Source organism: Mycobacterium terramassiliense, assembly GCF_900157385.1.
Taxonomy (GTDB): domain Bacteria; phylum Actinomycetota; class Actinomycetes; order Mycobacteriales; family Mycobacteriaceae; genus Mycobacterium; species Mycobacterium terramassiliense.
In genome coordinates, this window is sequence record NZ_LT717701.1 from 258,470 (window position 1) to 277,736 (window position 19,267).

General features: G+C 67.9%; 15 protein-coding genes. 7 read left to right on the plus strand and 8 right to left on the minus strand.

The annotated features are described in order from the left end of the window. From MTAB308_RS15855 to MTAB308_RS15865, 3 genes are all read right to left on the minus strand, one after another. Window positions 1-2,346, minus strand: coding sequence for a CaiB/BaiF CoA-transferase family protein (locus MTAB308_RS15855; RefSeq protein ID WP_077100416.1), 2,346 nt, complete (start codon window positions 2,344-2,346; stop codon window positions 1-3). Between the two features lie 2 nt (window positions 2,347-2,348). After that, a complete protein-coding gene (locus MTAB308_RS15860; RefSeq protein WP_077100417.1) occupies window positions 2,349-3,698 on the minus strand; it encodes an amidohydrolase family protein in 1,350 nt (449 codons plus the stop codon). Window positions 3,699-3,884: 186 nt separating this feature from the next. Then, entirely contained in the window at window positions 3,885-4,502 is a 618-nt protein-coding gene (locus MTAB308_RS15865) for a TetR family transcriptional regulator (protein ID WP_077100418.1), read from the minus strand. A 17-nt stretch (window positions 4,503-4,519) separates the two neighbouring features. Here MTAB308_RS15865 and MTAB308_RS15870 point away from each other — a divergent pair, with 17 nt between their 5' ends. Further along, on the plus strand, window positions 4,520-5,617 hold the full coding sequence (locus MTAB308_RS15870; protein ID WP_077100419.1) for a DUF1214 domain-containing protein: 1,098 nt from the start codon (window positions 4,520-4,522) through the stop codon (window positions 5,615-5,617). Beyond that, window positions 5,614-6,786 carry a sulfotransferase family protein gene (locus MTAB308_RS15875; RefSeq protein WP_077100420.1) on the plus strand — a complete coding sequence of 391 codons (1,173 nt, stop codon included), beginning with the start codon at window positions 5,614-5,616 and terminating at the stop codon, window positions 6,784-6,786. Before MTAB308_RS15870 ends, MTAB308_RS15875 begins: the two co-directional genes overlap by 4 nt. Window position 6,787: 1 nt before the next feature. Here MTAB308_RS15875 and MTAB308_RS15880 read toward each other — a convergent pair whose 3' ends face one another. Then, a complete protein-coding gene (locus MTAB308_RS15880) occupies window positions 6,788-7,825 on the minus strand; it encodes a hypothetical protein (protein WP_157900954.1) in 1,038 nt (345 codons plus the stop codon). 222 nt (window positions 7,826-8,047) lie between these two features. Here MTAB308_RS15880 and MTAB308_RS15890 point away from each other — a divergent pair, with 222 nt between their 5' ends. From MTAB308_RS15890 to MTAB308_RS15900, 3 genes are all read left to right on the plus strand, one after another. Beyond that, window positions 8,048-8,773 (plus strand): hypothetical protein, encoded by a 726-nt coding sequence (locus MTAB308_RS15890; protein WP_077100423.1) that lies wholly within the window; start codon window positions 8,048-8,050, stop codon window positions 8,771-8,773. A gap of 80 nt (window positions 8,774-8,853) precedes the next feature. After that, window positions 8,854-10,386: a glycoside hydrolase family 25 domain-containing protein gene (locus MTAB308_RS29860; protein ID WP_077100424.1), complete on the plus strand. Its 1,533-nt coding sequence runs from the start codon at window positions 8,854-8,856 to the stop codon at window positions 10,384-10,386. Between the two features lie 44 nt (window positions 10,387-10,430). Next, window positions 10,431-11,426: a peptidoglycan-binding domain-containing protein gene (locus MTAB308_RS15900; protein WP_083746563.1), complete on the plus strand. Its 996-nt coding sequence runs from the start codon at window positions 10,431-10,433 to the stop codon at window positions 11,424-11,426. 7 nt (window positions 11,427-11,433) lie between these two features. Here MTAB308_RS15900 and MTAB308_RS15905 read toward each other — a convergent pair whose 3' ends face one another. Genes MTAB308_RS15905 through MTAB308_RS15915 form a run of 3 tightly spaced genes read right to left on the minus strand, consistent with a single transcriptional unit; the run spans window position 11,434 to window position 15,293 of the window. Then, the gene (locus tag MTAB308_RS15905; RefSeq protein WP_077100425.1) at window positions 11,434-11,850 is read right to left on the minus strand and encodes a Zn-ribbon domain-containing OB-fold protein; all 417 of its coding nucleotides are present in this window, start codon (window positions 11,848-11,850) and stop codon (window positions 11,434-11,436) included. Between the two features lie 2 nt (window positions 11,851-11,852). After that, window positions 11,853-13,061 (minus strand): thiolase family protein, encoded by a 1,209-nt coding sequence (locus MTAB308_RS15910; RefSeq protein ID WP_077100426.1) that lies wholly within the window; start codon window positions 13,059-13,061, stop codon window positions 11,853-11,855. Window positions 13,062-13,070: 9 nt separating this feature from the next. Further along, window positions 13,071-15,293: an acyl-CoA dehydrogenase family protein gene (locus tag MTAB308_RS15915; RefSeq protein WP_077100427.1), complete on the minus strand. Its 2,223-nt coding sequence runs from the start codon at window positions 15,291-15,293 to the stop codon at window positions 13,071-13,073. Window positions 15,294-15,437: 144 nt separating this feature from the next. On the opposite strand from MTAB308_RS15915, the gene MTAB308_RS15920 reads away from it, so the two are divergent. Further along, window positions 15,438-16,031, plus strand: a complete 594-nt coding sequence (locus MTAB308_RS15920) for a TetR/AcrR family transcriptional regulator (protein WP_077100428.1) — start codon at window positions 15,438-15,440, stop codon at window positions 16,029-16,031. Here MTAB308_RS15920 and MTAB308_RS15925 read toward each other — a convergent pair. Continuing rightward, window positions 15,963-17,888 (minus strand): pyruvate kinase, encoded by a 1,926-nt coding sequence (locus MTAB308_RS15925; protein WP_077100429.1) that lies wholly within the window; start codon window positions 17,886-17,888, stop codon window positions 15,963-15,965. The genes MTAB308_RS15920 and MTAB308_RS15925 overlap by 69 nt on opposite strands. Before the next feature lie 281 nt (window positions 17,889-18,169). Here MTAB308_RS15925 and MTAB308_RS15930 point away from each other — a divergent pair, with 281 nt between their 5' ends. Next, window positions 18,170-19,258: a DUF190 domain-containing protein gene (locus tag MTAB308_RS15930; RefSeq protein WP_077100430.1), complete on the plus strand. Its 1,089-nt coding sequence runs from the start codon at window positions 18,170-18,172 to the stop codon at window positions 19,256-19,258. Window positions 19,259-19,267 lie beyond the last annotated feature (9 nt).

The window sequence follows — 19,267 nt, forward strand, 5'->3', positions numbered from 1 at the left end:
TCACAGTCCCGCCGGTCGCACGCTGGTGGCGCCCGCGGCGCGCAATTCGAGCAGATCCTGTTGGCTGCGCCCGAGAATGCCCGTCAGCACTTCGTCGGTGTGCTGGCCATACAACGGCGGCACCCGCCGAATCCAGCGCCGGGGCCGCCCGACGAATGCGAAGGGCATGCCCGTGCACAAGAAGGAGCCGGCGACCGGGTGGTCGACCGTTTCCCAGAAGCCGCGTGCGAGCAGCTGCGGGTCGCTCAGCAGGGCCGCCGGCGCGGTGACGCGCGCGGCGGGCACCCCGGCACCGCGCAGCGCCGCCACCGCCTCGGCCACCGGGTGCCGCGCGGTCCAATCGGCGATCAGCTTGTCGATCTCGTCGGCGCGTTCCCGCCACGCACCCTCGTGCGGATCGAGCTCCGGGCGCTCGATGAGCCTCGCCAACGACGCCCGCGCGGCGTCGTCCGTCGCTGCCAGCGCGACCCATTCGTCGTCACCCGGGCACGGGTACACGCCCTGGGGAGTTGCGCCGGGACCCCGGTTTCCCTCCCGGCGCAGCTCGACTCCGTTGCGCGAGTACTCCACCAGCATCTCGGCGGCCACGTTCAGTGCCGCCTCGACCATGGTGGATTCGACGTGCATCCCGGCCCCATCCCGGTCGCGGATCGCCAGCGCCGCGATCGCGGCGAACGCGGCGTGCAGCCCCGCGATGGGGTCGCACACCCCGCGCGGAATCACCGGCGGGCCGTCGGCGTGTCCGGTCATCCACGCCATGCCCGTCGCCTGCTCCATCGTCTGCGCGAACCCGACGCGGTCGCGCCAGGGGCCGTCAAGCCCGAACGCGGGCATCCGGACCATGACGGCGCGGGGATTGGCCGCCGCGACGGCATCCCAAGTCAATCCGAAGTTGCCCATCACCCGCGGCGAGAAGTTCTCGATGACGAGATCGCTTGCCGCCATGAGCTCTAACGCGATGGCGCGTCCGGCGTCGGTGCTGAGCTCGACGCTGATGCCGCGCTTGTTGTTGTTGCTGCACAAGAACACCGGGCCCCATTCCCACCATTGGTCCCAGTCCGGCGGGCGTCCCGCGGAGAACCTCATGCCGTCGGGTCGGCGGACACCCTCGAGTTTGATCACGTCGGCGCCGAGGGCACCGAGCAACTGGGTGGCGACGGGCCCGGCCCAGAACGCGGTGAGGTCGGTGATTCGTATGTCGCACAACGGAAGCGCGTCGGCGTCGGCCCCGGGTCCATCGGGCCGCCGCGGACGGGCCGGCCAGTGCAGGCGGCCGTTGTCGGCACCGAGCCGCGGCGGCTGCCCGGGTGGTCTGGTGATCATCGCCTCGCTGCGATACGGCACGCGTGGCTGCAGGACCCCGAGCGCTGATTCGACGAAGACGCCGCGCTGCACGAAGTGGTCGACGGTGGGCAACGACGCCGGGGTGGCGATGGGGGCCACCGGGATCCGGAACGCCACCGCGACGTCGATGATCTCTTGCGTGGTGCGGGACTCGGTCCAGCGAGTGACCATGGCGAGGAACTCGTCGCGGCGCTGCACGCGCCCGGCGAACGAGGCCAGTTCGGCGTCGTCGACCAGATCGGCGCGATCGATCATGATCAGAAAGTCCTGGAACTGCTGGGCGGTGATCGTGCAGAACCCGACCATGCCGTCGGCGGTGGCAACGATCGACGGCAGCTCCAGGCTGCGTTGGTAGAGCAGGGAATCCGCGCCCAGGACGCTGGCCGACATGGTCGACAACCCGCCCATCGCGATGACCATCGCCTCGTAGGTGGAGACGTCGATGACCTCGCCGCGCCCGCTGCGGGCGGCGTGGCGGGCGGTCGCCGCGGCGACCGCCGCGGCGAAGGTGCCCGCGAGCCACTCGCCCAGCCGACCGCCGGCCTGCACCGGCTCGTCACCCGGCCACCCTCGGCTCGCGATCGAGCCGCACAACGCCTGCAGAATGAACTCGTTGGCGACCACCTGATCCTCGACGTAGGGGCCCGTCATGCCGAACGGCGTCACGGCCACGACGACGGCCGCGGCGCCGGTGTGCGCCGTGATGGAGTCGAGGGTCCAGCCGTCGGTCAGGTCGGTGATGACGAGGTCGGCGCCGGCCAGCAGCGCCGCGGTCTGCGCGTCGTCGTTCACCGACTTCTTGCCCGCGGCCAGGTAGCCGAACAGCGCCCCGGCGGGCCCGCCGGGCCGGGCCGACCAGCGCCGCACCGAATCACCGTGCGGGGACTCGATTTTCACGACTTCGGCTCCCGCGTCGACGAACATCTTGCCGCAGTACGAAGCCGCGATGCCGTTGGAGAGCTCCAGCACCCGCCAGTCGGCGAACGGTGCCCGGGCCGCCACGCTCAGTTGCCCAGGGTGGTGGCGCGTCCCGCGATACCGGAAGCCTCCGCCGTCACCGGTGCCGCCGCTTGGGCCTGCAGGGCGAACTGCGTCATCCGGGTCCACGCGTCGCGGTCACGCTGGCTGGCTCGGCGGCCGACATGGGTGACGACGTCGACGTCGGTGGCCTGCGCCCGCAGGGAGCCGGCGCGGGCGTGTTCCTTCGGGATGTAGCGGAACGGATCGAACGAGTAGGCGGCCATGGCGTTTTCGTGGGTGATCTTGTTGATGACCGAGTCGTCGAGGTGGCCCATCGTCTCCATGACGTCCTCGGGAGCGAACGGCCAATTGCTGTCCGAATGCGGGAAGTCGGACTCCCAGCACAGCATGTCCTCGTTGAACCAGTCCATGTTGCGCACGCCGACCTTGTCGCTGATGAAGCAGGTATAGAAGTGGCGCTTGAACACGTCGGTCGGTCCGGTGTAGCCGGGCGGGAACTTCGCGAGCGTCCAGCCCGAGTGCCGGTTGTAGACGTGCTCGGCGCGCCACAGGAAGTACGGGATCCAGCCGACGTCGCCCTCGGTGAGGGAGAATTTCAGCTGCGGGAAGTCGGCCCAGAATTCGGCCCAGATCAGCTCGGTGAAGGTGAACATGCTCATCATCGACGACGCCGTCATCTGCACGCTGGGCGGCGCGTCGCTTGACACCTGCGGCGATCGCGACGCCGACCCGACGTGGGTGCACAGCACCGTCTTGTTCTCGCACACCGCCTCGAACAACGGATACCAATACTTGGTGTGAATGCTGGGCATTTGCAACGCTTCCGGATTCTCCGAGAACGTCACCGCGTGGCAGCCCTTGCCGGCCAGTCGCTGGACTTCCTTGGCCGCCTCGGCCACGTCGAACAGCGGCAGGATGCCGCAGGGGATGAACCGGCCCGGGTAGGAGGCGCACCACTCGTCGACGTGCCAGTCGTTGTAGGCCTTGATCATCACCAGGTTGACGTCACGATCGGGCCCCTGGTTGAGGACCTGGCCCGAAAACCCGGTGAAGTTCGGGAAGTTCAGACCCGCCAGCTGCCCGCCGGCGTTCATGTCGCGTACCCGCTCGTCGACGTTGAAGCAGCCCGGCCGCATCTCGTCGTAGCGCGAGGCGTCGATGTTGTACATCTCGCGGGGCTTTCCGGCGACGGCATTGAGGCCCATGTTCCGTCCGCGGACGTCGCCGTAGTACCACTGCTGGACCCCGTCGGGCTCGAGGACCACCCGGGGCGCGAGGTCGCGGTACTTGGCGGGGACATGCGCGTCGAACATGTCGGCGGGCTCGGCGATATGGTCGTCCACGCTGATCAGGATCAGGTCGTCCTTGTGCATGCCGCGCTCCTCGCCCGCCGATATGGGACTAGTAGACAATGATGCCGGTCACAGTGTCAACGGCAACGCTCGCCGCCACCTGGCGGCAAAGCCCCGTGGCAGCGCCGCAAAGCAGGTACCGGCGGGGGCGGCCACCGCCGCCGGATCGTGCCGGATATCAGCGACTATTAGTCCACTGGAGTTGGGCTACGCGATCGCGACCGCGGCCAGGCCCTGGCGCACCCGCTCGGGTAGCGATCCCCCGTCGCTCAACCAGTCGTCCAGGGCGATGCGCACCGCCGCCATCGCCAGCGCACCGATCAGCCGGGGCCGGGGATCCTGGGCCGCCAACCCAGGTATCCGCGGCGCGATGAGCTCGGCGATCGCCGATTCGTACCGGACATAGATGCGCAGCGTCCAGGCGTCGAGCGTCTCGGATGACCTTGTCAGCGTGGCCAATTCACGGACCTGGTCCTCGATTTCGGTGAACCCGAGGGCGAGCTCACCGAAGGCGCCGGCGACGGCCGCGGTGGCGGTCAGGGCCGCCGGCTGGGCGGCCAGCGCGCCGGTGATGCGGTTGAGCCAATGGGCGTTCATGCCCTCGGCCACGGCGTCCTCTTTCGAGTTGAAGTAGCGGAAGAAGGTCGCCCGCCCGATCGCTGCGGCGTCGGCGATCCGGTCCACCGTCGCGCCCGCCAGACCAACGCTGCCGACCAGCTGCGCTGCCGCGTCCGCGATGCGCTGCCGCGTCGCGGTGCGCCGCCGTTCGGCGAGCGAGATTCGCTCGCCGTCTCCGCGCGACGCTGTTGCCAAGGGGTGAGACATAGTCTAAGCATAAGACTATGTCTCAAACCATGGCGTCGGGGCCGGCCGGCGAGGTCGCCCCGAAGGCGCGCGCCGCGTGGCAGTTCTTCCAGCAGATGATGGCCGACGTCACCAAGATCGTGATGGAGGACGCCGAATCCGAGCGCGAACTCCTGGAGGGGTTGCGCGTCATCGCGCGCGTCTCGTCGTTGTGCTCGCAACTGTCGGTCGAGGCCGACCCCGACCGGCCGTCGTTCTTCGACATGTGTTCTCCGACAAGGATGATCGGCGGACCCAATCCCGACGGCAACTACTACCTGGCGATGATTCGCGGCGACCGGCGCTACCGGATCACCGGCACCCGGGGCACGAGTGCCTACCTTGGATTCCAGATCCTCGCCGGCACCGGCCTGACCCCGCGCCGGATGGCGAACTACGTCAGCGACACCGAGCTGAGCGGCGACGAATTTGCGCTGGTGCTCGCGTCGGAGGAGCCCGCCGATCTCGGCGGCGCCCGATGGGTGCAGATTCCCGACGACGCATCCTCGGTCGTCGTCCGCGAATACATCGGCGACCCCGCCGCGGAGACGCTGGCGACCTTACGCATCGAAGCGCTGGACCCGGACCCCGTGGCGCCACTGACCGACGACGAGCTCGCCGACCAGTTCACCGCGATGGCGTGGTCGCTGATGAAGCTCACCACGATGCACCGCACCATCAAGCCCCAGCTCTTGCAACAACCCAATACGCTGCTGACCGCCGAGGCCGCCGATCTGGGCGCCGCCGACACCACGCCGGACAACCTGTACATGATGGGGACCTTCCGGCTCGATCCCGGCCAGGCCCTGGTGCTCGACATCGAGCCGCCCGACACCCGCTACTGGAACGTCACGCTGGAAAGCGTCTGGCACGAGTGCCTGGAGCCGCGCCGCCGGCACAGCTCGGTGACCAATCGCGCGGTGCAACCCGACGCGGACGGGCGGGTGCGGATCGCGATCTCCGCGGACGACTTCGGCTTCGGCCACTGGCTCGACACCGGCGGCCGCCATCGCGGATTCATCGTCGTGCGCTGGCTGGACAACCCCGGCCCACCCGACGTCTGCGTGTCGGTCCGCGAAGGAGCGGACCGGCGGTGACGCTGCGGCAGCGGTTCGCGCCGGAGCGGCTCATCACCACCGCCTGCGAGGAGGCCGAATGCGACGACTTCGGCGCGGACGGGTGGCAACCCGGGCTGCAGCGGCTCACCGACGGACTGGTCGACGAGGCGCGACTCTCGCCGATCGGTGTGGAGATCGCCTACCTGGACGTCATGCGGGCGCTGAAAAACCGGCTCGGCGTGATCGCGTGGCGCAAAAGGCATCCCGAAGTCGCCGACAAGCCGATCACCGCGCCGATCTTCATCGTCGGCCAGCCGCGCACCGGCACCACGATCCTCTACGACCTGCTCGCCCAGGACCCCGACCTGCGGGCGCCGCTGACCTGGGAGGTCGACGCGCCCTGCCCGGTCCCGCAGCCGGAGACCTATCACAGCGATCCGCGGATCGCGCAGGCCCAGGCCAGCATCGAGATGTCCGAACAGATCATCCCCGGCTTCCTGGCGTTTCACCCGATGGGCGCGCTCGTCGGGCAGGAGTGCGTGCGCATCACCGCCAGCGAGTTCACCAGCATGATCTTCTCGGTGCAGTACCGCCTGCCGAGCTACTACCGCTGGCTGCTGTACGAGGCCGACCATGCCGGCGCCTACCGCTTTCACCGAATCTTCCTGCAGCACCTGCAGTCCGGGGTTGCCGGGCAGTGGCTGCTGAAATCGCCTGCGCACCTGTGGCACCTCGACGACCTGCTCGCGGAGTACCCCGACGCGTTGATCGTCCAGACCCACCGCGATCCGCTCAACGTCATCTCGTCCATCGCCGCGCTGACCCACCACCTCCGGCGGATGGGCAGCGATGAGTCGGACATCGCCGAGTGCGCGGCCCAGTCCTACGAGGAGATCGTCGTCGGACTGGAACGCGAAATGGCGCTGCGCGAGGCCGGCGCCATTCCCACCGGCCGCGTGATCGACGTGCTGTTCACCGATTTCGTGAACGACCCGTGGACGACGATCGACGACATCTACCGCAAGCTGGGCCGCGAGCTGAAACCCGAGACCGCACAAAAGATGCGGGATTTCCTGGCCGCCCATCCCGGCGACGGCGGGGGCACCCGCTACACGTGGTCGGACACCGGCCTGGACGCCGCCGAGGTCCGCGACCGGGTGAGCGCCTACCAGGACCGCTACGGGGTGCCGGCGGAGCCGTTGCGCTGAGTCACTCGGCGCGTCGACTCTTGTCCGGGGAACTGCCGTTCGCGGGATCCGTTTCCGCCGTGAGGATTTCGCTGGCACGCTGGTCGACGTAGCGGGTGACGGCATGCTGACCCGCCCCGAATGCGGTCGCGAGGAGCAGACTACCGATCAACGTGTTCGACGATCCGACATGCAGCACGTCGGCGCCCAATGTCAACAGCCCGACGACGGCGACCAGCGGGCCGAGGACAAGTTTCAATAAGCCCTGCTGGAGCGGCAGATTGAAGGGACTGTGGCCCAGCGGCACCTTGGACATGGCCGGGATCGCGGTGAACAACGCGCCGACGGACCCGAAGAACATGACCAGGAAGAGGTACTGCCAGGGCGCATCCTTGAAGCTGTCGTCGGGCAAGGTGAGGAAGTGATCGTCTCGGAACAGCCGTTGGGTCAACAAGGTCAGAGCGGTGAAAAAGAGGCAGACACCGGACGCGAGGATCAACCGGTTCCTGAGATACCGCGCCTCTTGGTTGCTGCGATCGGAGTTGTCGTGCGCCGTGCGCAAAACACCGACGATGGACGGGCGCAGCTCCGCGGTATTGGTATGGGACGGGTCCGCCAGCAACGCTTCCAGGTCCTTTTGCCTCTTGTCATCCTTTAGATGGAAGCTTGCATATCCCAAGGCTTCGCTGGCGCGGGCACGCAGTTCCGAGTCGGGCAGCAGATCGACGGTGCGCTCCTCGACCTCATGGAGGCGCGCCCAGGCACGCTCGATCTCGGTGCCCCACCACCACTTTCGGATAGAGACTTTGGATTCCGCCGCGATACCGGCGTCGGACAGGAGGCTGTTGATGAGAAAGGCGCGTTGCTCCTGATCGGGACGATTCTTCAGCTCGAGGCGGGCCAGGTCGTCCAGCAGCATGATGCGACGGCGTTGGACCGTTTGCCGCCAGGGCGAGGTCGACCGCCACGTGTTCGGCAGTCCCGACTGGAAGCCGTTCCACGTGTCGCCACGGAAGTTGGGGGCTGGCGGCGTCGAGCCGGCGTTCGGCGGTATGGACATGGATTCCTCCCAGGGTGAACAGGTGGGCCCAAAAATCGCGTCGAGTGTCACTCCCGCCGGCGCGGCCGAAGTAGCGTAGTCGGCTACTTGCCTGCGCGGCGCCCAGCGGCCTTCGGACGATCGCGAACTCCTCCGTACGCGATGGCGTAGTCAACTACTCATGCGCCGGATGGAGGGGAGGTGGCACATTCTCTCCCACATCCACGACGACAGGAGCTGGACATGCTCATCGCGATTATCAACCAGTCGAAGTTGGTGTCCAACGCGGATGCCGCGGCCATGACCCAGGCGATCGCCACGCAAGTCCGAATGGACGTTGCGCCACTGTGGGATCGGGCCGCCGCGGCGGTGATCTTCTACGCCAACGCCAAGGACGTGCCCCCGGCGGCGCACGGCATCGCGCTCGTCGACACCATCCAGGATCAGCCCGCCGGCGTGCTCGGCTACCACACCGAGGACCGGGGCGGGAAGCTCTGGGGCGTGGTCGCGGCCAAGCCCGAGCTCGACAACGGCGGGACGGCGACGAAGGGGGACTGGAGCGTCTCCAGCGTCCTGTCACACGAAGTGCTCGAGATGTTCATCGACCCGAACTGCAACCTGTGGGCCAACGACGGACGGGGCAAGGCCTACAGCTTCGAGGTGTGCGACCCGGTGGAGGCCCCGACGTACGCCGTCGACGGCGTGTCGGTGTCGAACTTCGTGACGCCGGCATGGTTCGACCCGCTGTCCAATCAGGCCACCGCCCAATACGACAAGCTGGGTAAGCTGCACGCCCCGTTCAGCATTCTCAAGGGCGGCTACGTCGTTTTCGAGGCCGCCGGGGCCGAGCACCAAAAATTCGGCGACGAGTTTCCCGACTGGCGCAAGGAAATGAAGGCGGGAAAGTTTGCCCGCACCCGCCGTCGGCTCGAGCAGACCGACGCGATGTTCGCTCAGGCAACCGCCTGAAACCCTGACCGCCGTCCGCAAGCGCGCCCGCGCGCATGCGCGCCGCAACAACACATACACAGACTAAGGAGGGCCGACGAATGCCGGTGCCACGCAAGACCATTTCCTTCGGACAACAGATCGCCATCGACCGCGCGGGCAACCCGTACGACTACGGCGGCAACTGGGACCCCTTTGACCGCAAGAAGGGCACCGACTGCTCCGGCTGCGTCGTGGACGAACTGGACGGCGGCATCAACGGCACCGCGATGGAGTGGTCGCGCCACGGCCTCTGCACGGAGAGCTGGCGAGCGCCGTCGCACGGCGGCCAGGCCAACCCGCTCGACGGCCCGTTTCACACCGTCCAGGTAGCCAACCCCAGCGTGTTTCCCGCCGACGCCGCGATCAAGATTGCCCTGCACCACGGGCCCGGCGGCGGAATGAACTCCCACATGTGGTGCCAGATCGGCGATTTGCGCGTGGAAACCAATGGCGACAACGGGACCGTGCTGCGCGACCAGGCGATGGCCGTGGACAACCCCTACGCCAACGACTGGTGGTTCCTACCCGGCCCGATCGTCGAGGACGGCACACCGATCCCCCACCAGCCCAGCGGAAGCGCTCCGGCGCCCCAAGGCGAGCCGCGGGACACGTTGTTCGCCGACGTCTCCGAGCACCAGGTGCCGGTGACCGACGCCTACACCGACGCCACCTACAGCCAGGACGGCATCGACTGGCCCTATCGCTGGCTGTCCATCAGAGCCAACGACGGAACGCACCGCGACAACAACTTCGCCCAGAACTACGGCTGGTGCAAGCAAGCCGCCGACGACGGCAGGCTCAAGGGCTTCATCGTCTATGCCTACTGGCGTCCCGACTGGCAGGCAACGCTGGCGACCTTCCAAGATCAGGTCAACGCCAACGGCGGCCCCCACCCCAAGATGGTCGCCATGATCGACGTGGAATGCGGAGATGGGAATCCGGGCTGCGACCAAAGCGCCGCGGTCAACGGCATGTACTACGGGCTGGCCAAGTGGCTCGGCGACGCGCGCCGCGTCATCGGGTATTGCAACCTCAATGACATGCGCCAGATGTGGCAGACCAGGCCGGAGCACGTGCCGATGATCATCGCGGGGTACGGCTCAAATCCCAACGACCCGGCCGTGTTCAAGGTCGCGCACCAATACACCGACGGCCAAGGGTACGGAGGCGGCCTGCCCGAAGGAGCGCCACCCTTCGGCAACTGCGACATGAACAGTGCCGACGGCCTGTCGCCATCCCAGTTGGCCTCGGTGCTCGGAGTGGGCGACGCGTCACCGGTGGCTCCCTCGCCGCTGGTGATACCCAGCGTGCCGGCGGACTACCAGCGGCTCATCTACGAGCAGCTGGCGGGGCCGGTCGGCTCGGACGGCTACGGACACGGCTGGCCGCAGCTCGGAAACCTGACGATCGTGGACTATTTGGCCAAGTACAAGCCGGCCCTGGACGTGCTGCTCACCCCGGCTGCCCGGTCGGCCAACAAGAAGGCGGCTCCCCGCATCGTGATCCCTGCGGCCGGCAACGGCGCGGCGTCGAGGCCGGTCGCGCCCGCCAACAAGGCGACGGCGCGAAAGGCCCCCGCAAAGAAGCGGTGAGACCGCCGCCCGCAAATCACCCGCCCTCAAGGAGATTCATCGAAATGCCGCTCCCCTACAAACCCGGGTCCCATGGCCCGGAAATCGAATACTGGCAGGCGTGGTTCCGGCGCGAGTACCGGGCCTACGCGCCGCCGGAAGACGGCTACTACGGCAAGGACGAAGTCGCCGCGGTCAAGGAAATGCAGCGCCGCCTTGGCCTGTCGCAATCAGGAGAATTCGACGCCACCACGGCAAGCCGCGTCGGTTACGTGCCGCCGGCTCCTGGCCTGCGGCCCATCATGTTCACTGTCGAAGGGCATAGTTCGAACATGTTCGCCGGTCCCGTCGCCGACACCGCCGCGCAACTCGAGGCCGAAGGCCTCTGTCACCACCAGCCGATCGGTTACAACAACGGCCCGATCCCGTTCGACAACGCCAGCGGTGTCAACGAGTTGGCCCGGCTGATCGGCTCCGAGGTCATGGACAACCTCGTGCCCTTCCCGAAAGGCACACCCTGGGCACTCGGCGGGTTCTCCCAAGGCGGCATCGTCATCTGCGACTTCTACTTCGACTACCTGGCGCCCGGTAAGCCGCTCGAATGGCGAACGCCGGATCTCGAAGGCGTTCTGGCCTACGGTAATCCAGGACGCCAGGCCGACAGCATCGCGGACTGGGCGCGGTCGTGGATCACCCAAGCCGGCAGCCATGGGCTCGACCCGATCCGCCGGTTCGGGCTACCCGGCTTCCCGGCCAAGCCGGATTTCTGGGTTGACGTGTACCGCGAGGGCGACATCTTCGCCGAGAACACCGACGACAAATCGAGCGAGGTGAAGGCCGCCGTGTACCAGGCCGTGGCGCGCTCGGACTTCTTCTCCAACCCGTTCTCCGTCGCCGCACAGATCGCCATCCTGTTCGGGCAGCCGGTCGAGGAGGTCTTGGCGATTGTCACGGCCATCGTGAGCGGCGTGGCGTTCCTGGGCGACCAGCCCAATCCGCACTACTCCCCGTACGACATCAGCGGCGGAGTCGCTTGGATGCGCGATCGACTGCGTAGCTGAACCGCCGTCAGCCCCGTTCGGCCGGCTCGTACCGCAGCATCGTGACGTCGTGCTCGGGGTAGTCGCAGAACACCGGCCGCACCCGCATCCCCACCCGCAGGGCTTCCGGCTCGACGTTCACCATCTCGGTGGAGAACCGTGGCCCCTCATCCCATTCGACGATGGCGAGCAGCTGCGGAACGGCGTCGGCGAAGTGCGGGCCGACAGGGCGGCGGGCCACGGTGAACGAGTACAGCGTTCCCATGCCGGATATCTGCCGCCACTCCAGGTCGTCGGCCAGCGTGCGCGGCGCGCGCACCCGCGGATAGAACACAAAGCTCTGCGACGACGGCGAGTACTGGATGACGATGCGGTGTTGCGCCAGCGCATCCCAAAACGGCGCGGTGGTAGGCGTTTTGACGGGCATGGGGCGCTCGAAGCCCATGGTCAGTCCCCCTGCAGGATCAGCGTCGTCTGCTCGGACAGGATGCCGCCGTTGCCGGACACGAAGGCGCGGTGGCAGTCGGCGACCTGGGCCGCCCCGGCGCGCCCCATGATCTGGCGGGTGGCATCGCACACGTGGTGCATCCCGCCCGCCAGTCCGGCCTGACCGAACCCCAGCTGCCCGCCCGCGGTGTTCAGCGGGAAGTCGCCGCGGAAGGTCAGGTCGTGGTCGGCGACGAAGTCCATGCCCTTGCCTTTCTCGCAGAAACCGGCGTCCTCCAGCGACAGCAGCACGGTGATGGTGTAGCAGTCATAGATCGACACCATGTCCATGTCGTCGCGGGTCAGATCGGTCATCGCGAAAGCGGTGTCGGCGGCCTCGGCGATCGGGGTGTGCAGCAGATCCTTGGCGTAGGTCGGCGTCTTGAACGGCACGTGCTCGCCGAATCCCTTGATCCACACCGGGCGATTGCGCGACCGGCGCGCCAGGTCGGCGTTGGCCACGACGACCGCCGCGCCCCCGACGCAGGGCATGACGATCTCCAGCATGTGCAGCGGGTCGGCGATCACCGGGCTGGCCAGCACGTCCTCGACGGTGAGCGGCTTGTCCTTCCAGATCGCGCCGTCGGTGTGGTTGGCGTTGACCCGGGTGTCGACGACGAGCTTGGCCATGGCCCGCTCGTCGTAGCCGTAGACCGCCGCGTAGCGCTGGGCCACTTGGCCGTAGGGTCCGTTCTGTCCCAGGTTTCCGTACGGGATCTCGAATTCGGCCTGCGGGGAACCGTATTGGTTGCTCGACGAGCCGAAATACAATGCGTCGCCCAGCGATCTGGGCTTCTTGGCAGACGTGGGGGTGATGTACCGGGCGGGCAGTGCGCACAGCACCGCCTCGCAGATGCCCAGTTCGACGGCGGCGGCGGCCCGCCATACCATGGCCGCGGCGCTGGCCCCACCGAGGTCGACGTGTTCGGCGAACCGCGCTCCCACTCCGAGGTATTCGGCGATCGTCGAGGGCACGAAGATCTCCGACTCGGCCAGGTGCGAAGCCACGATGCCGTCGACGACCTCGAACGGCAGTCCCGCGTCGCCGAGCGCGGCGGCGCCGAGTTCCGCCCATTGTTCGATGGCGAACGGGGCGGGCGACGCCTTGGTCATTCGTTCCGGCGGCAGCTCGACGTAGCCGACGATCGCGGCCTCTCCACGTAATCCCATGCCGTGTCCTTATTTCCGGGGTAGCCCGAGGATCATCTGCGCGATGATGTTGAGCTGGATCTCCCTCGTTCCACCGCCGATCAGCTCGGCCGGGAGATGCAGGTAGGGTTCCACGACCGCGGCGTCGGGGTCATCGACCATCGCCACCCGGCCGGTCAGCTGCAGCGTGGCCTCGAAGGTACGGCGCAGCAAGACGTTCATCGCGACCTTGGCGATGCTCGACGCCGGGCCGGACGCCTGGCCGTCGAGCAGCCGGATGGTTTCCCGCACGCCGAGCGCCCGGATGGCGTTGGCGTAGGCGTCGAGTTCGCCGAGCTCACGCAGCGCGTCTTCACGATCCGGGCCGGGCCGCGCGGCGAGCCGGCGGAGCGCGACGGCCCGGTCGAACTTGACGTATCCACTGATGGCCGAGCGCTCTTCGGCCATCGTGGCGATCGCAAGACTCCAGCCGTCGGTGGGACCGCCCAGCAGCATCTCGTCGGGGACGAAGACGTCGTTGAGAAACACCTCGTTGAAGTGCGCCTGACCGGTCGCCGTCTTGATGGGCTGGATTTCGATGCCGGGCGATTTCATGTCGATGATGAAGTAACCGATGCCGCGGTGCTTGCTGGCTTCGGGGTCGGTACGCGCCAGCAGCGCGCCCAGGTCGGCGTACTGCGCCAACGACGTCCAGATCTTGTGGCCGTTAATCCGCCAGCCGCCGTCGACCTTGGTCGCCCTGGTGGCCAGCGACGCGAGGTCGGAGCCGGCTCCCGGCTCACTGAAGAGCTGGCACCAATGAATGTCGCCGCGTTGGGTCGGCGGAATCAGCCTTTCCTGCAGGTCTTTTGGCGCGGCGGCCAGCACCGAGGGCAGGATCCACTCCGCGATGTTGAGCGACGGCCGAACCAGCCCGGGTCGTTTGGCGAACTCCTCGTCGATGATGAGCTGTTTGAGCGGACCCGCATCGACGCCCCACGGTGCCGGCCAGTGCGGCGCCATCAGACCGGCGTCGGCGATCAACGTGCGCTGCGGCCCGGAGGCCTGGTCGGGGTAATCGCCGTGCGGAGCCGGCGTGTCGTTGCGCAACTGCATTGCCGCGTCCAGCGTCTCGGAGACCCAGGACCGGAAGTCCGACTCGGCGTCGCCCAGATTGACCGACATGTCGCGCTGCTGGGTGCGGGTCAGTTCGCCCAGCCGTCGGGCCCAGCGATTGGCCGGCCCGATCGATCCTGCCAGGCTGATGGCGCGCCGCCAGTAGAGATGCACGTCGTGTTCCCAGGTGAAACCGATGGCGCCGAGCATCGTCAGGGCATCGAGCACCAGGTCCGGGATCGGCGAGACCGCGAGCACCGCGGCCCCGGCCGCGGCGAGGCGGTGCTGGTCGGGTGGCTCGCCGGCGGCGCGCACCGCATCCCAGGCCGCCGCGGTCGCCAACTCGCTGTTGACCAAGAGCATCGCCGCGTTGTGCTGCAGCGCCTGGAAGGTCCCGATCACCTTGCCGAACTGTTCCCGCGTGCGCAGGTGCGCGGTGACCGCTTCCACGCACCACTGCGCGATGCCGGCCGTCATGCTGGCCACCAGGCCCACGGCGACGCACTGCGCGCGGTCGGCGTCGATCCCCGTCAGCGCCGGTGACTCGGGGCGATAGTCGTTCAGCCGCAGGATGCCGACGTCGGTGACCAGGTCGGTTCCGTGGACGGATTCGACTGCCGCCGCGGTCTTTTCGGTGTCCACCAAGACCCATGCGAGGTCGCCGTCCTCGGTCCGGGCTGCCACCAGGATCGCCCGCGCCGAACACACGCCCGCGGTGACGTCCGACTCGCCGCTGAGCAGCCATCCCTGGCCGTCGGCTCGGGCCCGGAAGTCGCCGCCGTCGGGAAGGACGACCGCCGCGGGCAACCCGGCTGCGAGGTCGCGCAGCAGTGATTCGGCGGCCGGCGTCGGATCGGCCAGCAACGCGACGGCTCCCGCGGTCACCGTGGGCAGCAGCGGGCCGGGCAGCAACGTCTTGCCCGCCGATTCGAGGACACATGCCGCGTCGATCAGCCGTCCACCCTGGCCACCGAGGCGCTCCGGCAGGTGTACCGCGTGAAAGCCACTGGCGGCCAGGGCGTCCCACCATTCCGGCAGTCGTCCCGACGCCAGTGCGTCGAAGCTCTCGCGGGTCGAGGCGATCGGGGCGTGCCGGGTGGCGAACTGGACGACGGCATCGTTGAGGGCCTGCTGCTCGGGGCTCAGTCCTAGCGTCATCGCGGTGAGCCCGTGCGGCTGAGACGACACGCCATCGAAGACCGGTGCCCTTTCCTTACAAGACGAACCGTCTCGTCTTGTGGCAGACTACCGGGGGTAGTCGGGATATGCAAAGCGGGTCAATGCAGCAGTGAGGATCTCCAAATGCCAAGCGATCTCACCCGGGCGAGCCCGCCACGGCGCCGCAGTGAAAAGTCGCGCACGGCCATCGTCACCGCGACGCGAGAATTACTCCTCGAGCGCGGGTTCGACGGGCTGACTATCGAGGCCGTCGCCGCCCGGGCGGGCGTGGGAAAGCAGACCATCTATCGCTGGTGGCCCAGCCGTCCCGCCCTGGTCGCCGACGTCATGCTCGAGGACGCCGACAAGATCCTGGCGTCGGTCGACCACACCGACGACGTGTCCGCCGACCTGGTGCGGTGGGTGGGCAGGCTCGTGGCGAGCCTGACGACGGCCCGCGGCATGGCCATGCTGCGGATTTTGACCGTCGCCGGCATGGAGCACGAGGACACCGCCGTCAAGCTGCGGGCCGGGTTCAGCGCGCCGCTGCATGAGAGCGTCCGGGCTCGGCTCATCGCCGACGGCGTCGACGCGGCCGCCGCTGAGTCGGCGGCGGACGCCATCGTCGGCGGCGTGGTGTACCCGATATTGTCCGAGCCGCACCAATACTCACGGCGACGGGCCGAACGCACCACCCGAATCATCGTCGGGGCGCTCGGGCCGCGCCCCCGACCATGACCGCAGCGGGCGCAACAACGCGTTCTTCTTGTAGTAGTGCTCCGCCATGCGCCGCATGATGTTGTCGAGCAGGGTTACCGCGTCGTTGAGGTAGGGGCCCTTGTTCAGCATCACGCACTCGGCCCGCTCGCTCATCGCCGCGTCGCTGATCTCGGCCCGCGACGGGAGTCCGGTCTTGGCGAGCTGCTCGAGCACCTGGGTCGCCCAGATCACCGGCAGGTGGGCGGCCTCCGACAGCCACAGGATTTCCTCCTGCAGCTCGGCCATTCGCTCGTAGCCGCACTCGACGGCAAGGTCGCCCCGCGCGATCATCACCCCGACCCGTGGCCGGCGCATCGCGGTCAACAGGAGCTTGGGCAGCTGTTCGAACGCGCGCCGGTTTTCGATCTTGAGCACGATGCCCAAGTGGTCACCGCCAAGCCGATCGAGTTCACCCAGCAGCCGGCCGACATCGGCCGGAGTGCGAACGAACGACATGTCGACCAGGTCCGCCAGTTCCACCACGGCGGAGAGATCCGCGACGTCGCGGTCGGTGATCGCCGATATCGGCAAATCGGTGTCGGGCATGTTGACGCCCTTGCCCGCCTTCAGGTGGGCCTGGCCCTGCGCCGGGTGATCGATGCGCACGGTGAGGACGTCGCAATCGACCGACAGCACCCGCCCGCCGATCTTGCCGTCGTCGAAGTGGATCGCGTCGCCCGGCTGGGCGTGATCGAACGCCTCGGGCAACGTGCAGCCGATCCGCGGAATGGTGTGCGGACCCTGGACCGGGGCCGGGGAACAGTCGCGGGTCAGCTGCAAGAGATCCCCAGCGCGCAACACCAAGCTCCGCTCCGTCTCGGGAAGCGGGCCGACTTCGGTCGGTTCCCCGCCGCCGTCGGCGCGCAACACAGTTCCGGTTTCCAGGTAGGTGGTCTGGGGCGCGGTGATCACGAATCCGCCCCAAGCGGGATCGTCGACGGCCTCGAGCGTGAGTCGGCGCCTGGATCCGCGGGCGTCCCGCAAGACCAGGACATCCCCGGCGGCGCGGCTGGCCAGCCAGGGCCGCGGCACCGTAATCACCACCATGCCGGCTTCGGGTGGATGCATCGGGTCCTCGGTGGACGTCAGCCAGGCGCGCGCCGGGCTGACGAGCTGACCGAGCGTGTTTCGCCGCGGGCGCAGTTTAGTGACCCGCGGTCCCGGTTCCAGCGGTCCCGTCCGTAGCTTTGGTCCGGCCAGATCCATTGCCACCAAGCATGTTTCGCCCGCAGCCGCGGCGCCCTCCCGAACGTGGTGGGCCATCGCACGCCATGCCTGTGGGTCGTCATGCGCGCAGTTGATCCGCGCGATGTTCATGCCGCGGCGCACGAATTCGCGGACCAAGTCGGCATCGGTCGCGGCTTCCGACGGCAGCGTGACCATGATGCGAGTGCCGCGATGCGGCGGTTCGGGGCCCAGCAGCTCCACGGTGTGACGCCGCAAAATCTCGGCCCCCTGCTCGATCGGCACCGCCGCCGGTGTGGGCGGCCGCCACCTTCCGTCCACGATGGCTGCGAGGGCCGAGCGGACCGCCGAAAGCGTGGCCTGGACGTGTGATTCACTGCGACCCAACGATGAAAGCCCGAAGACGGTCAGGCCAGTCTGGAGTTCCCGCAAGTCGAACTGGCGAATCGCCCAGTAATGCACCAGGTTCCGTGCGCTCGGCCGGTTTTCGGACGCTACGGCGGATATCCATTCCGCCCATGCGAGCTCGGCCTCCGCCAATCGGCTCAACAGGCCGTCAACCGTGCCGAGCAAACCGGTCAGTCGCCGGTTGGTCGCCGTCTCGGCCGGGCGCTCCGCGTCGTCCTGGGTCCCCCTCAGCCGGCCGGCCATGTGCTCGATGGGCACGAAAACTCCTCGTTTGGTGGCCTCGCGGCCACATGGCGTTAACGTTGGTGTAACCGTCCTCGACGCGAATGATCAAGGCAGACATGAGATTACCGACGTTTCACGGGGTTACTGCAGAGGAATTGGTCCCCAATCCGCGCCGGCGCGCTCGCCACCCGGACGGGATCGACAGGCACACGTCGCCGTTCGCCGCCGGGCTCCCGCTAAGCTTTCGCGCGGCGCCAGAAATCTTCAGCGATGGCTGGTTTTGCGCCTGAGGAGCGGCCGTGGACGAAGATTGCCTGAAGCTCACCACCTATTTGGCGGAGCGACGACGCACCGACCAAGGCTTCGTGTCCGATGTGCTGCTCGGGCTGTACGGACGCCACCGAATCGCCACCAGCATCGTGCTGCGCGGCATCGGTGGGTTCGGTACGGGGCGCAACCTTCGAACCGACGAGTCGTTGACGCTGTCCGAGGATCCGCCCGTGGCGATCGTCGCGGTCGACACCAAATCGAAGATCGAGGCGCTGCTCGATCCGGTGCTCGCGATCAAACAGCGCGGCCTGCTCACTTTGGAACGCGCGCGTCTGCTGCGCGACGGCGGAACGCTCCAAGGACCGCTGGAGCTGCCCGACGAATTGCGCGAAGCCGTCAAGTTGAGCATCTACGTCGGCCGCAAGGAGCGCGTCGACGGTGTGCCGGCCTACATCGCTCTCTGCGACCTGATGCACCGTCGCCGCATTGCCGGCGCATCGGTGTTCCTGGGCGTGGACGGCGTCACCGTCGGGCACCGGCAACGCGCGCGATTCTTCGGGCGCAATGCCAACGTTCCGATGATGGTCGTTGCCGTCGGGTCCGGCGACCGCATCGGCCGGGTGCTGCCGGAGCTGGGCGAGCTGCTCCGGCAACCCATGTTCACGCTCGAGCGCGTGCGGGTGTGCAAGCGCGACGGCGAATTACTGGAGCGGCCGCACGCCTTGCCCGGGGTTGACGAACACGGCCTGCCGCTGTGGCAGAAGTTGATGGTCTACACGTCCGAATCGGCGCTGCATGGCGGTCTGCCGATCCACCGCGCGCTGGTCCAACGGCTTCGTCAGCGGGAAATCCCCGACGGGGCCACGGTGATCCGGGGCATCTGGGGTTACCACGGGGACCACCAACCCCACGGCGACAAGCTGCTCTCGCTGCGCCGTCGCGTCCCGGTGGTCACCATCGTCATCGACACGCCCGCCAACATCGCCGAATGTTTCGACGTGGTCGACGAACTCACCCGCTACGAGGGATTGGTGACGAGCGAAATGGTCCCCGCTCTGGTGTCGGACGAGGGCGGCGCCGGCCGCGGCGGGCCGCCGATGGCGAACCACCGCTACTAACCGTGGGCG